Source organism: methanotrophic endosymbiont of Bathymodiolus puteoserpentis (Logatchev) (assembly GCF_900128525.1).
Classification (GTDB): domain Bacteria; phylum Pseudomonadota; class Gammaproteobacteria; order Methylococcales; family Methylomonadaceae; genus Methyloprofundus.
In genome coordinates, this window is sequence record NZ_FQTQ01000206.1 from 87,370 (window position 1) to 105,751 (window position 18,382).

Annotated in this window: 14 protein-coding genes and 1 pseudogene; 10 read left to right on the plus strand and 5 right to left on the minus strand. The window is 39.6% G+C overall.

The annotated features are described in order from the left end of the window. Positions 1–38 precede the first annotated feature (38 nt). The 3 genes from BQ7314_RS15400 to narH all read left to right on the plus strand — a co-directional run bounded on the left by BQ7314_RS15400 (position 39) and on the right by narH (position 6,007). Positions 39–566: a transposase gene (locus BQ7314_RS15400; protein ID WP_174484571.1), complete on the plus strand. Its 528-nt coding sequence runs from the start codon at positions 39–41 to the stop codon at positions 564–566. A 97-nt stretch (positions 567–663) separates the two neighbouring features. Beyond that, a complete protein-coding gene (locus BQ7314_RS15405) occupies positions 664–4,434 on the plus strand; it encodes a nitrate reductase subunit alpha (RefSeq protein ID WP_174484572.1) in 3,771 nt (1,256 codons plus the stop codon). A gap of 1 nt (position 4,435) precedes the next feature. Continuing rightward, positions 4,436–6,007 (plus strand): nitrate reductase subunit beta, encoded by a 1,572-nt coding sequence (gene narH, locus BQ7314_RS15410; protein WP_174484573.1) that lies wholly within the window; start codon positions 4,436–4,438, stop codon positions 6,005–6,007. 264 nt (positions 6,008–6,271) lie between these two features. On the opposite strand, the gene BQ7314_RS15415 is transcribed toward narH, so the two are convergent. Continuing rightward, complete coding sequence (locus BQ7314_RS15415; RefSeq protein WP_174482200.1) at positions 6,272–7,558, minus strand: transposase; 1,287 nt, start codon at positions 7,556–7,558, stop codon at positions 6,272–6,274. Positions 7,559–7,769: 211 nt separating this feature from the next. Then, positions 7,770–9,338, minus strand: a complete 1,569-nt coding sequence (locus tag BQ7314_RS15420) for a cation:dicarboxylate symporter family transporter (protein ID WP_174484574.1) — start codon at positions 9,336–9,338, stop codon at positions 7,770–7,772. Between BQ7314_RS15420 and narJ the strand changes: the two genes are divergently transcribed. The 6 genes from narJ to BQ7314_RS15450 all read left to right on the plus strand — a co-directional run bounded on the left by narJ (position 9,325) and on the right by BQ7314_RS15450 (position 15,398). After that, positions 9,325–9,684 (plus strand): nitrate reductase molybdenum cofactor assembly chaperone, encoded by a 360-nt coding sequence (narJ, locus tag BQ7314_RS15425; protein WP_174484575.1) that lies wholly within the window; start codon positions 9,325–9,327, stop codon positions 9,682–9,684. The genes BQ7314_RS15420 and narJ overlap by 14 nt on opposite strands. 9 nt (positions 9,685–9,693) lie before the next feature. Beyond that, positions 9,694–10,389: a respiratory nitrate reductase subunit gamma gene (gene narI, locus BQ7314_RS15430; RefSeq protein WP_174484576.1), complete on the plus strand. Its 696-nt coding sequence runs from the start codon at positions 9,694–9,696 to the stop codon at positions 10,387–10,389. Positions 10,390–10,516: 127 nt separating this feature from the next. Beyond that, complete coding sequence (locus tag BQ7314_RS15435; RefSeq protein WP_174484577.1) at positions 10,517–11,110, plus strand: hemerythrin domain-containing protein; 594 nt, start codon at positions 10,517–10,519, stop codon at positions 11,108–11,110. 215 nt (positions 11,111–11,325) lie between these two features. Next, on the plus strand, positions 11,326–12,474 hold the full coding sequence (gene nirK, locus BQ7314_RS15440; protein ID WP_174484578.1) for a copper-containing nitrite reductase: 1,149 nt from the start codon (positions 11,326–11,328) through the stop codon (positions 12,472–12,474). 145 nt (positions 12,475–12,619) lie between these two features. Next, positions 12,620–13,927, plus strand: coding sequence for an MFS transporter (locus BQ7314_RS15445; protein ID WP_174484579.1), 1,308 nt, complete (start codon positions 12,620–12,622; stop codon positions 13,925–13,927). A gap of 187 nt (positions 13,928–14,114) precedes the next feature. Next, positions 14,115–15,398, plus strand: coding sequence for an alginate export family protein (locus tag BQ7314_RS15450; RefSeq protein ID WP_174484580.1), 1,284 nt, complete (start codon positions 14,115–14,117; stop codon positions 15,396–15,398). Positions 15,399–15,698: 300 nt separating this feature from the next. On the opposite strand, the pseudogene BQ7314_RS15455 reads toward BQ7314_RS15450, so the two are convergent. Both BQ7314_RS15455 and BQ7314_RS15460 read right to left on the minus strand, forming a co-directional pair. Then, positions 15,699–16,292: pseudogene (locus BQ7314_RS15455) on the minus strand (type I restriction endonuclease subunit R); the annotation flags it as partial. Continuing rightward, a complete protein-coding gene (locus BQ7314_RS15460; RefSeq protein ID WP_174484581.1) occupies positions 16,252–16,731 on the minus strand; it encodes a type I restriction endonuclease in 480 nt (159 codons plus the stop codon). The pseudogene BQ7314_RS15455 and the gene BQ7314_RS15460, both read right to left, overlap by 41 nt. 132 nt (positions 16,732–16,863) lie before the next feature. Between BQ7314_RS15460 and BQ7314_RS15465 the strand changes: the two genes are divergently transcribed. Beyond that, entirely contained in the window at positions 16,864–18,159 is a 1,296-nt protein-coding gene (locus BQ7314_RS15465; protein ID WP_174484582.1) for an IS701 family transposase, read from the plus strand. On the opposite strand, the gene BQ7314_RS15470 is transcribed toward BQ7314_RS15465, so the two are convergent. Continuing rightward, positions 18,142–18,378, minus strand: a complete 237-nt coding sequence (locus tag BQ7314_RS15470; protein WP_174484583.1) for a hypothetical protein — start codon at positions 18,376–18,378, stop codon at positions 18,142–18,144. The two genes, BQ7314_RS15465 and BQ7314_RS15470, sit on opposite strands and share 18 nt — an antisense overlap. Positions 18,379–18,382 lie beyond the last annotated feature (4 nt).

Sequence of the window (18,382 nt, forward strand, 5' to 3'; positions counted from 1 at the left end):
AGCCCCTCTATATTTTTTGAATTGCTTTGGTTAGGTCAATGACAAGAAAGGCTTTGCATCATTACAGTGAATTAAATACTTATCAGTTTGTTACTTTTCGGACACAAGACAGTGTTGATGCTTATTTACTGGGTATTCATGGAAATCCTAATTTAAGTGCTTCTGAAAAGCAGATGAAAATTGATGAATATTGTGATTTATCGAATAAAGGTTGTTATTTGAAGGGTGAAATTTTAACTTTGACGATGGGTTATATAAAAAAATTAGAACCAGAATATTACCAGTTATATGCAGTCAGTATTATGCCAAATCACGTGCATTTGTTATTTCAACAAAAACAAGCCTTAAGCGTGGTAATGCAAAAAATAAAAGGAGCCACTGCTTTTTATATTAATCAACATTTATCAAGAAAAGGGCATTTTTGGGAAAAGTCTTATTTTGATAAAGCTCTTCGGGATGAAAAACACTTTCATGTTGTTTATGAATATATTAAGAATAATGCAGTTAAAGCTAACTTGAGTGATGCAGATTTAAGGTTTTATGGGACATTAGAAAATCTAATATAAAGAATGGGGCGCAGGTCTTTAGCCTGCAGTTATTGCAAAAGCAGGCTAAAGACCTGCGCCCCAATGTTATAAAAATTAATAACAGGAGAAAAACACGATGAGTCATTTTTTAGACCGTCTTAACTTTTTCAAAAAAGTTCAAAGTAAATTTTCGGGTGATCATGGCGTTGTGACCAATGAAGATCGCCAATGGGAAGATGGATACCGTAATCGCTGGCGTTTTGATAAAGTCGTGCGTTCAACGCATGGCGTAAACTGTACTGGAAGCTGTTCATGGAATATCCATGTTAAAAATGGCTTGGTTGCTTTTGAAATGCAAGCCACCGATTATCCTCGCACTCGCCCCGATATGCCAAATCATGAGCCGCGCGGCTGTCCCCGTGGCGCAAGTTTTTCATGGTATTTGTACAGCCCTTTACGGGTTAAATATCCTCTGATTCGTGAACGTTTAGTTTCTTTATATAGGGATGAGCGAGCGACAGGTAAAGATCCCGTAGAAGCATGGGCAGCTATTCAAGAAGACCCAATAAAACGTGAAAAATATACCGCAGTTCGTGGTTTAGGTGGCTTTGTACGTGTCGATTGGGATGAGGTTTCAGAGATTATTGCGGCTTCTAATGTTTACACTATAAAAGCCCATGGTCCTGATCGCATTGCTGGATTTTCACCGATTCCTGCGATGTCGATGATTAGTTATGCGGCAGGGAGTCGCTATTTGTCATTAATCGGTGGCGCTTGTTTATCTTTTTATGATTGGTACTGCGATTTACCACCGGCTTCACCACAAACTTGGGGCGAACAAACTGATGTCCCTGAGTCGGCTGATTGGTATAACTCAACCTATCTAGTGGTTGCTGGCGCGAATTTACCGATGACGCGCTCACCTGACGCACATTTTTATTCAGAAGTGCGTTATAAGGGTGCAAAAGTTGTCGCGATTTCACCCGATTATGCAGAATATGTAAAGTTTGCGGATTTATGGATGCCCGCAAAACAAGGCACTGATGCTGCTATTTTCTTGGCAATGGGACATGTGGCTTTAAAAGAATTCCATGTTGACCAACAAGACCCTTATTTTGAAGAGTATGCACGTACTTATACCGATTTACCTATGTTGGTTATTTTAGATGAGTACGAAGGCAGCTATATTTCTGGACGATTTATACGTGCAGCTGATTTTGATGACAGTTTAGGGGAGAAAAATAACCCCGACTGGAAAACTGTTGTGATTGATGAAAAAACAGGCGATGTTTTTGCACCAAATGGTTCAGTTGGTTTTCGCTGGGGCGAAGAAGGCAAGTGGAATTTATTACCTAAAAAAGGTCGCCGTCATACAAAGCCACGTTTAAGTATGATTTTTGAGAATGATGGAATAGTTGATGTTTTGATGCCTGATTTTCAATCGGGTGCTGATGTCTCTATGCATCGCAATGTTCCTACTAAGAAAATCACTCTAAATGGTAAAGCCGTTTTAGTTGCCACCGTATTTGATTTGCAATTAGCACAGTATGGTATTGACCGTGGTTTAGGTGGCGAGGTAGCAAAAGGGTATGATGATGCGAGCATTCCAAACACACCCGCCTGGGCAGAGAAAATTACAGGTGTAAAACAGGCTGATATTATCCGCAGCGGTCGTGAATTTGCTGATAACGCATCGAAGACCATGGGTAAATCCATGGTCATTTTAGGTGCTGGTTTAAACCACTGGTACCACAATGATATGCATTACCGCGCCATTATGAATTTATTGCATATGTGCGGCTGTGTTGGTCAAAGTGGTGGTGGCTGGTGTCATTATGTAGGTCAAGAAAAATTACGACCTCAAGCTGGCTGGGCACCCATTGCCTTTGGCCTAGATTGGCAAAAACCCCCACGCCACATGAATGGCACAACCTACTTTTATTTTCATACGGATCAATGGCGTTATGAAAAATTATCAGCAGATGCCATGTTATCCGCAACCGCTCAGAGCCATTATAAAGGGCATAATTTAGCTGATTATAATGTCGTTTCACAACGTCTTGGTTGGTTGCCTTCAGCACCACATTTTAATAAAAACCCATTAGATATTGTCAGAGAGGCTGAAGCATCAGGTGCTAAAGATGAAAAAGGCGTGTCAGATTATTTGGTCGGCAAATTAAAATCAGGAGAAATTGCTTTTGCTGCTGAAGATATTGATGCACCTGAAAATCACCCACGTAATTTATTTGTCTGGCGTGCTAATTTAATTGGTTCCAGTGCGAAAGGACATGAGTATTTTCTAAAGCATTTATTAGGTGCACAAAATAGTGTGATGCAAGATGTGCTGCCTGAAGCCGAAGGTGTAGAAATTGCGTGGCATAAAGATGCACCGATTGCCAAATTGGATTTAATGGTGGATATTAACTTTCGTTTAAATTCAACGGGCGCTTTTTCGGATATTGTTTTGCCTACTGCAACTTGGTATGAGAAAAATGATTTAAATACAACGGATATGCATCCATTTATTCACCCGCTAACACAAGCAGTTGACCCCGGCTGGGAGTCACGTTCAGATTGGCAAATTTTTAAAACCATTGCAAAAAGCTTTTCAGTCTTGGCAGAAAAACATTTAGGTACACAAAAAGACCTTGTTGCTTTACCTATATTACATGATACACCTGCTGAATTAGCGCAAGCCATGGACGTTAAAGATTGGAAGCGTGGCGAATGTGAGCCTATTCCAGGTAAAACCATGCCTTTACTTAAGGTAGTACAGCGTGATTTTGCTGATACTTATAAGAAATTTACAGCATTAGGGCCTTTATTAAATAAACAAGGCAATAATATCAAAGGGATAGACTGGAATACTGAAAAAGAGTACGAATCTTTAAAAGCTATTTGCTATCCCATTAAAGAAGCAGGTATTTCTAAAGGAATGCTCTCTTTAGAAGAAGATATTAATGTCTGTGAAGCTATTTTAGCCTTAGCACCCGAAACAAATGGTGAAGTTGCTGTTAAATCTTGGGCAGCATTAAGTACAAAAACAGGTGTAGATCATACGCATTTAGCCAAGTCACGCGAAGATGACAAAATCACTTTCCGTGATATTAAAGCGCAACCACGTAAAATCATCACCGCACCAACGTGGAGTGGCATTGAGTCAGAAAAAGTCAGCTATAACGCAGGGTATACTAATATTCATGAGCATATTCCATTCCGTACCTTAACGGGGCGAGCTCATTTTTATCAAGATCATCAATGGATGCGTGATTTTGGTGAAGAGTTTTGTACATACAAACCTGCTGTAGATATGCAAACCACCGCTGAAATGATCGAGAAAATTGGTGATAAACCGCATTTAAAATTAAACTGGATTACACCCCATAGCAAATGGGGGATACACAGTACTTACCAAGACAATTTACGTATGTTAACGCTGTCACGCGGTGGACCTCATGTATGGATTTCAGAAACAGATGCAGAAAAAGCTAATATTGAAGATAACGATTGGGTTGAAGCTTTAAATATTAACGGGGCGACTGTAGCGCGAGTAGTGGTCAGTCAGCGTATTCCTGATGGTATGGCGATGATGTATCACGCACAAGAGAAAAACGTTAATGTTCCTGGGTCAAATACAACGGGTAAACGCGGCGGTATTTTAAATAGTGTCACACGGATTACCGTTAAACCCACGCATATGATTGGTGGTTATGCACAACTGAGTTACGGTTTTAATTATTACGGCACAATTGGTTCGCAGCGTGATGAATATGTTATTTTGCATAAAATTGAAGATGCAGATATCAAGTGGCTAGAAGAGCCATTAACAGAAACACGCGAAAAAGCATTGAACCCAGAAGGTGTACATCAAGCAAAGTACGCTTGCACAGACGAGTCGGAGAAATAACATGAAAGTAAGAGCAAATTTTTCACTGGTCTTTAACTTGGATAAGTGTATTGGCTGCCATACCTGTTCTGTCACATGTAAAAATGTTTGGACCAATCGTAAAGGGGTCGAATATGCTTGGTTTAACAACGTTGAATCTAAGCCAGGGGTAGGCTATCCAAAAAATTGGGAAGATCAAGAACAATGGAATGGTGGATGGGAGTTAGTTAAAGGTGAATTACGCTTAAAATCAGGGCAGCGTAGTAGCATTTTACGTAATATATTTATGAATCCGAATATGCCAACCATAGATGATTATTACGAGCCATTCACTTATGACTATGCAGTTTTGCAGAATAGTGAATTAGTAGAAGCTACGCCAACTGCAAGACCACGCTCTTTGATTGATGGTCGGCGTATGGAAAAAATTGAATGGGGCCCTAATTGGGAAGATGATCTCGGCGGTAAATTTAAAATGCGTAGCCAAGATACAAATTTTGGCGAGATGGAAAAGCAAGTATATGCCGAATTTGAGCAAACTTTCCTTATGTATTTACCACGTATGTGTAACCACTGCGTTAACCCAGCGTGTGTTGCCGCTTGCCCTTCTGGCTCACTATATAAACGTGAAGAAGATGGCATCGTCTTAGTAGATCAAGACAAATGTCGTAGCTGGCGCATGTGTATCAGTGCTTGCCCGTATAAAAAAATGTTTTATAACTGGGAATCAGGAAAAGCAGAAAAATGTACAGGCTGTTACCCACGCGTAGAATCTGGCTTACCAACGGTCTGCTCTGAATCTTGTGTAGGACGTATTCGTTACAATGGTGTGATGCTTTACGATGCAGATCGTATTGAAGAATTAGCATCAACACCTGATGATCAAGATTTATACCAAGCACAATTGGACTTATTTTTAGATCCTAATGACCCTGAAGTCATCAAACAAGCCAAAATTGATGGAATCCCTGAATCATGGATGGAAGCGGCACGTGAATCTCCCATTTACAAATTAATAGTCGATTGGAAAGTCGCTTTTCCATTGCATCCAGAGTATCGCACTTTGCCCATGGTTTGGTATGTGCCGCCACTCTCTCCAGTGCAGTCACAAATTGACCAAGGTAATATCGAATCATCACCTGATGGCATGATCCCTAAGATAGAAAACTTACGTATGCCCATTAAATATTTGGCTAATATGCTAACAGCCGGTAAAGAAGAGCCGGTTATTCTAGCCCTTAAACGTATGATTGCCATGCGTAGTTTTTATCGTTCCTTAAATGTGGAAGGTAAAACAGATTTAGCTGTATTAGAAGAAGTCGGTTTAAATGAAGAGCAAGTGCGTGATATGTATCGTTATATGGCGATTGCCAATTACGAAGATCGCTTTGTGATTCCGACCAGTCATGAAGAATTACGTCAGGAAGACTTTCATACTTTCCAAGGTCAAAATGGTTTTACCTTTGGTAATGACGGTTGTAGCATTAGTAGCAATGCTTCGCTATTCCCTGATAAACGTAAAAAAACCGAAGATAATTTAGAGTTTGTACGTTATCACCCTGCCGCTAAACGCTCGGATGGAGAAAAAGTATGACCCAGGTATACAAAGTGCTTTCAGTGCTCTTAGAGTACCCGACTAAAGATTTAGTCAGGCATTGGCACGAGCTAACCGAAGCGGTTAATGAGCTACCCAATCTCAGCACTAAGGACAGAAGTGCATTAACCAACTTTATTAACTGGGCTTCAGACTTGTCATTAACTCAATTCCAAGCTGAATATGTCAATGTATTTGATATGACCGCGGAAAATTCGCTATATCTAACTTATCACTTATTTGATAACGGTGTCCGACATTTTATTACAGATATGCCATCAAAACAGGTCGGAGCTTGCGCTCAAAGAGCCATGTGGCGCTTTTCTTTAGGAAATTGTTTTTTAAGAACCGCCAAGCTTGTTTGGTAATCTTAGATAGTTTTCTAAAAAAAGCACGATTATAATTGCCTTCCCAGTCAATACAGTATGCGGTTTCTTTTGCTTCATGGCGTTTTTGTTGTGTTTGATGGTCTTCTTCCAAGCCCATCTCCTGTCCCTTTTTATTTAGAAATAAGCGCATGAGTATATGTGTAACCAATGCCAATAAAGCTTGTTGCTCAATAGCAATAGGTGATTTCCCCCATGCTTTGGCATTAGCCATATCTGTTTTGTAATTATCAAAATATTTTTCTTCATCCCAGCGTCGGTGATAAAGAAAAGCAATCATACCAGGTGACAATGTAAAATCATTACTGAGATATTCATAAACTTTGCCGTCAGGCGATACGAATTGTATTAATCGCCAAACTTGTTTTGAGCTATTAAGTTGAATTTTCCTATCAGACACAATATTCTCATTAACTGCCGACTGTTCAACATGACTTTCCTCAAGAATTTGATATTTGAAAGTCGATTTCATTCGTGTAATCACTGTCACATCGTATTTTGTTTTACGTAAATCCCAATAACGCGCTTCAATAAAGGCGCGGTCAACCACAAAAAGTGCATTTTTTTTGCAAGTCCAGTGAGAACCTTCCCAGCTTTCTTTGATAAAGCGCATTTCATCAATAGAGCGAGTTTCTGTCTGACTATCAATGGCAATCCCTGCTCGCATATCATAGGTCGTCATATTCATGTGCCCTTTCTTATTATCAGTCCCACCCTGGCCTGGATAAATCGGTTGATAATGACTTGATTCATTTTGATAACTCGCATCTATGGCAAAAATAGAGCGCATCCCCAACTCTTCTTTTCCCGAAAACCTGTCGGGCAGTTCATTTCTTGCAGAAGTCACCAAGACTTGGACAGCCTGTTTCAATATTTTGCTGCGTGATGAATTGGCTAATGCATCTGACCATGTTGAGCGGGCTAAGGGGGCTTTTTCAGCGGTGTCATCAATGTCGAATAAAGATTGAATTTGTTCTCGTAGTATCTTTGTTCCCTGAAATTGACGTAAGCAGCCTAATAAAATAAAAAACTCAGCAGAGAGTACAGAATATTTTTGGCGTGAAAAGCGAACTTTATCTAGGGCTTTTTGCATGGGCAAGAACCATTCTCCCAAAACGGTGTTATCCATCAGTGTGGATTGCAAGCTATCTAATCTTTTTGACATTATTTAAGCGTAAGTGACTGATTATAAATGGTAATACGCAAACAAATCCTATTCGACCTGTCAAGCCTTTTTTTGCATTATTTTCAATCAATTAGAACGCCTGTCCTTCCCTCTGAGCGCCACTTTTTCGTGCAATTGAATTCCGTAAAAGTTGGTTTTTACACCTTAGGAAACTTATTATCACCCATAGATTTGATGTATGTCTACCATCTTATGTATTGTTGCGGACACCGTTATCTAATTGTTGTAATAAAAATTCATTCTCATAGGGAATAAATTGAATAGCAGCTTGCAAGTCTTCGGCAAGATGAAGCATTAACTCTATGTCAAAACCGACCATTTGTCCTTGTGTATTATAAAAAGAGAAAGGGAGGCTGTCTTCATTAATACCAATGCGAATAATACCTGTTTGGCGTATTCTATCTATTAAGTGCTGCCCTGGTTTAAGAGGTATTGGGTTAGGTTGTGATAGGCTGGAGACTGTATAGGGCGCGCGGTCATTTAATAACTGCATATTTAATATTTGTGGATTCTGATTCTCACTGAAAGTGGACTGTTCAAGAACGGTGCGAATGGTTAAGCCGACACAAAAAAATAGCAGTAAACTGATCAGGCCGTTACGTATCAATAAACGCCATTTAATTTTAAACACGCCTGTCATTAAGGCTGTAGTGAGAACGGTAAAGGTCATTAAGTGCATCGCACCAGCAACATCGGCAACTCGACCACAAATGACTCCAACCGTCATAAACAGATTAAAAACATCTTCGGGTATATGGTAAAGGTTAAGTAAAAATGGTAATGCGGTAATCAGTTTGCCGAAACTTAAAAATAACCCAATGGTGAGCATCACTGGATAATCAAGAAATGTCAGCGGGTTGTCATAAAACCAAGCTGCAAAAACAATAAATACAAGGCTAAGTAGTTTGCCCATATCAGGAAATGGGTAGGCTAGCGGAAGTACTAAGTCGGGTATACGCGCTTGTTCATGTTCGGTTGTTACATGCGAGTGAAATAAACGGTTTATCACTTTAATCAGTAAGGGAATGACCACAAATACACTGCCTACGACAAAAACTGTCAGTAGCACATTTCTCGATTCGCGAGCAATTTGTCGGTAGCTGAAGGGGGTGCAGCTGGTAATCAGTAACGGCAGAACGATAAGAGTCACTAATAATACTGCGCCGATAAGCATTAATACATACGCTTGAACACGCCCGAATTCATTTAGGCTAAGTGTGCCAGCAGCACTAGCAGCAATGCCAAAGACTCCGATAGGCGTTAACATTACGACAAAGCTATTGACCCGTAATAGTATCTTTGTAATATGACTGAAATTATTTAATAAAGATTTATGATCTTTATAGCCAATGCAAGCACTGCCAAAAAGCATGCTAAATAAAACCACGGCAGGTACGGCATTCTGAGCTAATGATTGAAAAGGATTGGCGGGAATAAAAAGTTGTAGAAAATTAATTTGCGGTGCATTGGTTACTAATAAGGAGCTAAAAAAAGCACCTTGTTCCATACTGGGTAAGGTGAGAGACATGGCCCAAACGCTAAATCCTCCTATTAGCCATAGTACTAATAGCACCAACAAGCCTTGCCGAGTAAGCAAGCTAGCCTCAAAATAACTGAGTCGCCCTATATTGCCGATTAAAGAAAATACAATATAAGGGAGTACTGTCATTTGCAGCAGGCCGATATAAATATCACCTAAGGAATGAGCACAAATTAATTTAGGCAAGTTCAATTTAAGAATTATAATGATGCAACTCATAAACTTTATTTATTTGATGTATGTCTACCATCTTATGTATTGTTGCGGACACCGTTACTTATTTGATGAGCAAGACCGTGATCGAGGACCCGCTCTAATTGAGTTGGCTGAGCTATATAAGTCAACAGGATTTGAGATTGGTGATGGTGAGCTACCGGATTATTTGCCGCTTATTCTGGAGTATGTATCAACCATGGATGATAAACAAAGTGCACATACGTTTTTACAGCAAACAGCTCAAGCGGTAGGTATTATTTCCGCTAATCTTGAAAAGCATGCGAGCCCATATGCACCACTAGTCAGAATAGTGGAGCGGCATGGGCATTTAGAAGAATTAGTAGCCTAGGAGCTTATTATGAATTTAAGCAATTTATTATTTGGGGTATATCCCTATATCGCATTAACTACTTTTTTTGTCGGTAGTTTGATCCGTTTTGATAGAGAGCAATACACTTGGAAAGCCGATTCTAGCCAATTGTTTGAAAAAGAACAATTACGCAAAGGCAGCCTTTTATTCCACATTGGTGTACTCGCTTTATTTATGGGGCATTTTGCCGGTTTAGTCACACCACATAGTTGGTTTTTAGCTTTAGGCGTATCAGATATGATGCACCAAGTCGTAGCAATTTCAGCAGGTGCGGCCTTTGGTTCTGTATGCATGATAGGCGGCGTGATTTTATGGAAACGCCGTATGTATAATTCGCGCGTTCGAGCTAATAGCCGTTTTATGGATATTTTTATTCTTAACTGGATATTGGTGACTTTGGCAGTGGGCTTAATCACTATTCCCTTTTCTATTGTCCACGCACAGGATAATGATGCCTCGGCAATGATTGCTTTAGCAGAGTGGATACAAGCAACATTAACACTTAACCCAAACCCCGCCATGTTAGATAATGTTAGTTTTATTTACAAACTACATTTGTTTTTAGGTATGACGATATTCTTTTTATTTCCCTTTAGTCGTTTGGTTCATGTCTGGAGCGTGCCTTTAGGGTATTTATTTAGACCGTATCAAATTGTTAGAACTAAATTTGTTAAGCAACGTTAATGATCGACTCATTGTGGGAGCGACTTTAGTCGCGCTCTCGTGGCTAAAGCCACTCCCACAAAACAGTTAACATTTCTGTGGAATGGGTTGCCTGCTATTTAGGCGCGTAACAACCCTCATCAATCTTATGAAAAATGGTGGGGTACAGACTCAAAGTCTGCGCCCCACTGTCAAAGCACTAAAAAGGATTGCCAATATGCAGTTTAAATATACCGACCCCGTTACCGACTTTAGTGATGGTTTAGTCGCCTTAAAAGCCTACCACGAAGATTTTTTAGGTCGTGGCAAACCGTTATTACAATTAGTTTTTGATCTCAAAACTAAGGGTATGAATGAAGCCTATGCTAATCAATGTATGAATACCTATTGTCATTATGAACACGCCAATCATTTGCATCATCAAGACGAAGAACTCGCCTTATTTCCTTTGTTGGTCAATCATTCGGCTTTAATTGATGGCATGATTGAGCGCTTAATGTTGGATCATGAAGAAATTGAAAAAGCATGGAACTTATTAGCTGCACAATTAAAACAACCTGAAGCTATCAAAGACTTTGATCGATTACAGGTATTAGCTGTTGAGTTTGAAAAGCTACAGCGTGAACATTTAAACCGTGAAGATGAGGATTTCTCACCGCTGGTCAAAGCCGTTTTAAACAATGAACAACGCGAACAAGTCGGTGCAAAAATGGCTGAATTAAGGCATTTAGAAATAAATTAAAATGAGGGCAAATCCTTAGATCGCTTGGATAATAGACAGAATATAGCGACAGGATACGCATTACCTACCTTTCAGAACAATCAATATGTGATGCGTACCCTACCCTACATAAATAGATACTGGCTTAAACAACTTGAAGCACATACATCTCATTATATTAACTAAAAATTTCAAGTTCAGTTTTATCCAAATATCTAATTCAATTGAGAATCGGTATGAAAATAACAACTATAAAAATCAATAAAACATATCATTGCAATCGTAATACACTGATTGCCAATACCTTAGCAATACTTCTACTTGCTTCCCCCCTTTCTGCAAATGAAAAGAATGAACATCATTCGTCATCAAAAACAATAAGCAATTTTGGTCCAGGGGATCATTATTTACATCGCATGAATGTTAACCCTGCTAATTATAAAAAAGTACATGATATTAGTCATTCAGCAACTGACTTACCTAAACCTTTGGACAGAAAACAAACTAAAAAAGTCGTCATTAATTTAAATACTGAAGAAGTGATTGCCAATATCGCCCCTGGTATTTCTTACCATTACTGGACCTTCAATAAAACAGTTCCAGGGCCTTTTTTAAGAGTACGCGCAGGCGATCGCGTTGAGCTTAATTTACATAATGATAAAAGCAGTAGCCATAGCCATGCAATCGACTTACATGCGGTAACAGGCCCAGGCGGTGGTCAAGCCGTAACGAGTGCCGAGCCAGGGGAAACGAAAACCTTAGAGTTTAAAGCGACGACACCGGGCTTATATATTTATCACTGCGCAAATGGTAATGCGGCAACACATATTGCCAATGGTATGTATGGTTTAATCTTAGTTGAACCTAAGCAGGGTTTGAGTAAAGTCGATCATGAGTTTTATGTCATGCAAGGAGAGCTTTATACGCATGGTCGGATAGGTAAAAAAGGTTATCAAGCTTTTGACGCGCGAAAAATGATTGATGAGCGTCCCGAATATATTGTTTTTAATGGTCGTACTGGTGCATTAGTAGGTGATAGTCAGTTAAACGCAAAAGTGGGCGATAAGGTTCGACTATTTATCGGTAATGCAGGTGTAAGCAAAATATCGTCTTTTCATGTGATTGGAGAAATATTTGACTACGTTTATCCTGAAGCCGCTTTAAATAATGCATTAGAAAATGTACAAACCACTCTAATTCCTGCGGGTGGTGCAAGTCTTGTCGAATTTCAAGTAGATTACCCAGGCAATTATGTCTTAGTTGATCACGCTTTAACACGTATCGACAGAGGCGCATGGGGTATTTTAAATGTCACAGGCACTAAAGATGATGCACTGTACTCTGGGCATACTGGCACAACTAAAGCGCATAGCAACAAACACTAAGGAGAATACCTTGAGTAACATTAGGATGGTCTCTTTGTTCACCTTATAAGCGTTAGAGTGAACACCACCATCCCTCAATGAAAGTGCTTAATGTATTTTATCGCTATTCCTATTAAAAAATTTATAACTTTCTAGAGGTAATTTTATGCACGACCTGACGGGTATCAATAGCAGCCAACAAACTAAAAGTCTAGTGATCAGCACACTAGCTTTTACCATTTGTTTTGCCGTGTGGACTATTTTTTCCATTATCGGAATTAAAATTAAACAAAACTTAGGGCTAAATGACTCTCAATTTGGCTTATTGGTTGCAACACCGATATTGACGGGCTCATTAAGTCGCATCTTTTTAGGTATCTGGACGGACCAATATGGTGGACGTATTGTTTATTTTTGTTTAATGCTAACCACCTCACTTGCAGTATGGATGCTATCCACAGTTTCAACTTACGAAATGTATTTGGTCGCTGCACTTGGTGTTGGTCTAGCAGGAGGCTCTTTTGCCGTTGGCATTGCCTATGTATCTCGTTGGTATGACAGCGCCCACCAAGGAACGGCATTAGGCATTTTTGGCATGGGCAATGTGGGGGCCGCAGTCACCAATTTTGGCGCGCCTTTTTTATTAGTCGCTTATGGTTGGGAAAATGTCGCTAAGATATATGCCGTTATTCTATTGACGATGGCATTTATTTTCTGGTTTAGCACCGAAGAAGACCCGTCAACTAAAGCGCGTAAGGCGAGTGGCGAAAAAGTAAGACCTACATTAATGCAACTAGAACCTTTAAAACATTTACGGGTTTGGCGTTTTGCAACTTATTACTTCTTTGTGTTTGGTGCTTATGTTGCGCTCGCTCTTTGGTTGCCGCGTTACTATATGGGTGTTTATGGTTTAGAAATTCAAACAGCGGGTATGCTAGCGGCAGCTTATGCCTTACCGGGAAGTCTGTTTAGAGCTTTAGGTGGTTGGATGTCAGATAAATTAGGTGCTAGGCGTGTCATGTACCTTACCTTTATAAGTTGTTTAATTTGTTTGTTTTTCCTATCCTACCCAGCAACTGATTACAGTATCCATGGTATTAATGGCCCAATTGAATTCACTATTGATATCGGTTTAGTCCCTTTTGTTATATTGACCATTATCCTTGGTTTTTTTATGTCTTTGGGCAAAGCAGCTGTATATAAACATATTCCCGTTTATTACCCTGGTCATGTTGGTTCAGTGGGTGGCTTAGTTGGCATGATTGGAGGTTTAGGTGGCTTTGTTTTGCCTATTTGCTTTGGCCTAATGAATGATTTTATTGGTATTTGGACTAGCTGCTTTATGTTACTTTTTGTTATCGTTAGCATTTCTTTAGTTTGGATGCATACTGCTATTGTACTGTCTGATAGAAAGCTACACCCAGAACTAAAAGGTCCAAAGTCTTTACCGGAAATGTTACACCAATCCAAATAATCGCAAGGCTTTAAACGTCTAACCCTTATGCCTTATAATTAATACCAAATGTGTTTATAGCAAAAAATAGAAACGATATAAAAGCGCATCCTACTTGTTATCTTAATACCTAAAATATCTATAAATAATAATACCTTACATTAAAAATTCTCCATCATTTATTAACTACTATTTCAATAAATTAGCTATGCTGTCTAAAAGAACATCTAAACATTTTTTACTCACCCCCCTCTCTTCTGCCGTATTAGCATCAATTTTTATGCAGCCTGTAGCCGCTTATGAATTTGATAAACCGATTGAGAATGCCTTCAAATTAGGCCAAGACGATGCCAAATATGGCCGATTTAAAATAAATTTACGCTACCGTTATGAACTGGCAGATGCCGCAGATAACGGCAAAGAAACGGCACATGCTAATACCTTACGTTTACGTTTAGGTTATTTAACACCTAAGTTTCATGGTTTACAGGGTTTTGCTGAATATGAAGGCAACCTGGCAATGCAAAAAGATTATTTTGCACCTAAAGCACACTGGACAGGCGATCCAACACGCGATGTGATTGCTGACCCACAAACCAGTGAATTAAACCAATTGTGGGTAAGCTATACAGGCATTCCTGATACCGAGATCAAAGGGGGTAGACAACGTATTATTTTTGATGATTCTCGTTTTATTGGTAATGTTGGCTGGCGTCAAATGGAACAAACCTATGACGGTGTTCTTGTTACCAACACCTCAGTGGAAAATTTAATCTTAAAAGCGGGTTATATTGGAAATGTACAAAATGTCTGGTCTCAAGAAGATTCTGTGCAGTTACCTTTTTTAAATATTAACTATCAGTATCAAGACCTTGTTAAGGTAATCGCTTACGGCTATTGGTATTCAGATTATGATAAAGGACAAGCAGGAAAATCTACCCAAACCTATGGTTTAGCTCTTAACGGTTCACCTAAATTAGCGAAAAATATTACCCTGCATTATACCGCTGAATACAGTTACCAAGGCGCTTACGCTAACAACCCTAATAGTATTAGTCTAAATCGTTACAATCTTATGGGGGGGGTTAGCTTTATGGGTATAACCTTAAAAGGAGCGGTAGAAGAATTAGGTGCTAATGGCTCACAAGCTTTCCAAACACCTTTTGGAACCAATCATAAATTCCAAGGTTGGGCTGATAAGTTCCTAGTAACCCCTGTCAATGGTGTGCGTGATATTAATGCAACCTTAGGTGCAAAGCCATTAGGTATTAAAATGGCATTTGTTTATCATAACTTTCAAAGTGTTACTAATAGCATCAACTATGGCAATGAATATGATTTCTTAATCACCAAAAAATTTGGCAAACATTATAAAGTTTTAGCTAAATATGCTTATTATGATGCAGATAGCGTTAATGGCAATGCAGCATATAATCCAGCATTAACAAAAGATACCAATAAGTTTTGGTTACAAGGCAGTGTAAGTTTCTAAAAGAGAAATAAGTTCAAGCGCCTTTAGAAATAGAACTGAAATCACTTGCTAAGGGGGCGGGGAGATTACCCCTTCCCGCCCTCCAGTCGAGAATTGTAATGATCAAGTAAAACAGAACACTTTCTTAGACTTATTTCTTAAGGCGATTTATAACCTAATTTAGAGTGTGTCTGCTTACCGTTATAAAACGTTACACACCAATAATGCTATTTTCCAATACTCTAGATTAATGAATTACAGTCACCCATTAATGCAAAATACATACAATAAATTATAATGAACCCTTAGCTTAATTTTTAATCAATAATACTCTTTAATATACCCATAAGCCCGCTCAAACAAAGCCTGATCCTTATGCAACTTATACTTCAATAAAGCCTTACGCAAAGATTTCTGAACTTCACGCTCACCAGAAACTGACTGCTGCCAGCCAGGAAAACGTACAATTCTTACAATGGCATCAATATCAGTCACAATACGTTCAACAACCGCAGGTGTTTGATCTGTTTTCAATTCCAAAAACAACTCGGTTAACGCAGCCTTCGGGGTTTTATCTTGCATAGACTGCTCTAGCTCTTTCTCAGCTAAAATCGTTTCTTTTGCTAGCTTGCAGAGTTCTTTAATAAACTCAATCGAGCTAATTAAGCCCTTTTCTGCTTTATCGCGCAATTCTTCTAATCGCTCACTGAGTTTCTTAAATTTTAGATCACCCGCATGTTTCTGAAAACGCTTAATCAGAATCTTTTCCAGTTCCTTGGTTTTTTTCGGGTCAGGGTTATTGAAAATATCCTCAATCACATCGGCATCTAGTACAAATTCTTCTAACTGATGCACTTCGCCGACATGAACATTGTCATGAATCAATTGTGTCGTTTGCGCGCCCAAGGTTAGCCATGTGAATGTCATGTGCGCCATCTAACCAGCTAACCGAAGGACGTATCGGTGTTTTCGCTTCACCGACTACCACGGGAATGCCATTAATCAGCAACACTACACCCGGTATTTTGGTTTCTCGATGATGAATGCGGAATTGATTAGTGGCAACGTAGCGGTTATTGGTCAGATCATCAAAATCCAGAAAGCGCACCGGCATATGGCGATTATTCTCGCCAAAAGGCATGGTCTTGTCACCGCTCAACCACTTAAAAAACTCTTCATTGACTTTCACCAAGCCGATTTGATTTACCGAAATCAAAATAGCGCGTAGTTTGTAAATGACTTCCCCGGCTAATTCAGGGCGTTGTTTAATCTCAGGATTTAAACGCAACTGAAGTTTCCCAGTTTTTTTACACGAAGAAACATTAGTAGGTGCTAATTTTGAAAACATTAGCATTACCTAATATACTCCTCCGTAAAATCACAATTATCTCTTTAAAAACAACCATTTACTGGTGAATGAGGCCTTAAAATACGGTATAATATATTATTCTAAGCAATTGATTATACAAATAAAAAGACCTTATTCATGTTCATTTTACGCGATCTTCTACTCCCCCTACAAACTCATTTTTCCAACACCAAACTCGGCAAGGAACGTGCGTCGTTATTTGTCTACACGCTCTTGGCGATTATTGTGCCATTTACGTCATCAATGAACTCTAATTTATGGCGTGGTTTAGGCGTTTTATTTGGGATCGACATCAAAAAGAAACGATTCTATACCTTTATGGCCTCGTCAAGACTACCGTGGAAAAGCCTATGGCGCTCCACTTGGGGGCTTGATGATTCCATCAATACTAAAGTAGGGAAGAAAATTTTTGGCTGTGAACAGGTCTTTGATCATGCCGCGAAAGCCAACCAAAGCGACTACCCGTGGGCGCAAAATATTGTTTCGGTTGGGCTGCTGAAACGAGTCCATGCGCGCTGGGCCTGTTTGTTTTTAGATTTCCGTTTTTACTTGCCAAAGAAAACCATTGAGGCCAAATCCGATAGAGCGAAGATGAATGGAAAAATACTTCCCTTTCAAACCAAGCTATCTCAAGCCGCTGACATGATCGTTGATATTGGCGAGTATTTCTCAGAATCTCCCCTACTTGCCGTAACGGATAGTTGGTTTGGCAATGCTGGTCTGTTAAAGCCAGTACGTAAAGTGTTAGGTGAGCGTTTTGATATTCTATCGCGTCTACGCTGCAATAATATATTGTATGATTTTCCAGAGCCAAGTAAGCCAGGACAACGCGGACGACGTAAAAAATACGGCCAACGGCTGGGTTCGGCAACGGAAATGGCCTGCACCTTTCAGGCAGAAGCGGCTGAATATTCTGTCAACCTCTATGGTAAGCAACGCACTGCTCGCGCTTATGATCGTGTTGTCATGTCGAAGAGCTTGAAATGTCCAATCCGTGTCGTTTGGGTTTTTCGTCGGACACAATGGATTGCTTTATTTTCTACTGACTTGGAGTTAACGGTCATCCAGATGATTGAATTTTATGGTGCGCGCTGGAAGATAGAGTCGGGGTTCAAGGAATTAAAGCAGGATATGGGAAGCCAGAAAAGCCAGTGCCGAACCGCTCAATCGGTGACCAATCATTTGAACTTCTGCATGATGGCAACAACTATTACTTGGATTTATGCAGACCGATTAAAAACCAATCCCGAACGCAGACATAAAGTGAAAGGTCGAACCAGTTTTGCCTTTTCAGATGTTCGACGTATTATTGCGGAAGCAGGATTAGATCTGGATTTTAGTAGGCTTTGCCCCAAACCCAGCAACTCCCCAGTTAATTCTCTCGTCGCCACGCTATTACGCATGGTGGCTTGATGAATTTCTGGGAAACTTCAGTAAACGCAATAAAGCCGCGGTTAAATCGACCTCAACCAAGACTTCATTAACACCCCGATTAAGTTCCTCTGCTGATTGGTAATGCCACTGTGCGCCATAACTGCTTTTAGGTGTGGCAACCTTATCAATATTAAGATTAACACCGCTGATTTGGTGAATAATGTAATGTTCTACGCTGTTGAGTTCAGTAAAAGCCATGCCA